Annotated in this window: 1 protein-coding gene; it reads left to right on the top strand. The window is 72.8% G+C overall.

Annotated features, from left to right (window positions below; all coding sequences use genetic code 11):
- On the top strand, positions 1-717 hold a 717-nt coding region (locus EF918_RS36365), incomplete at both ends, for an ATP-binding cassette domain-containing protein (protein WP_148141383.1).

Here is a 717-nt window from a genome sequence, read left to right as displayed (position 1 = left end):
AAGTCCACCTTCCTCTCGATGGCCGGCGGACTCCTGTCCCCCACCACGGGGCGGGTCCGCGTCTTCGGCCAGGACGCAGGCTCCTCGCACGCCCGCGCCACCACCGCCCTGCTCAGCCAGGACAAGCCCCTCTACCGCGGCTTCCGCGTCGCGGAGATCCTGCGGATGGGCGCCGAACTCAACCCCCTCTGGGACGAGGAGACCGCCGTACGCATCGTCGACGGGGGTTCCGTACCCCTGCGGGCGCGGGTCTCCTCCCTGTCCGGCGGTCAGCGCACCCGCGTCGCCCTCGCCCTCGCCTTCGGCAAGCGGCCCGAGCTGCTGATGCTGGACGAGCCCATGGCCGACCTCGATCCCCTGGTGCGCCACGAGGTCTCCGCCCTGCTGCGGGACGAGGCCGCGGCGCGCGGCACCACGGTGCTGCTCTCCTCCCACGTCGTCGGCGAACTCGCCGGCCTGTGCGACTACGTCGCCGTCATCAGCTCCGGCAGCGTCCGACTGGCCGGTGCCATCGAGGAACTGCGGGCCGCGCACTGCGCGGTCCCGGCCGACGACCCGTACCCGGCCGATGAACGGATCGCGCAGTTGCCCACCGAGCCGTTCACGATCCTGCGCGCCGACCCCACGACCGTGCCCCGGGGTGCCGTACCGACGCTCGAACACCTCCTCATGGCCTACCTCCAGGCGCCCGACCCGGACCCCTTCCTCACCTCGGAC

This window comes from Streptomyces sp. WAC06614, from assembly GCF_003949795.1.
GTDB lineage: Bacteria > Actinomycetota > Actinomycetes > Streptomycetales > Streptomycetaceae > Streptomyces.
This window is presented reverse-complemented; position numbering and strand designations above follow the sequence as displayed.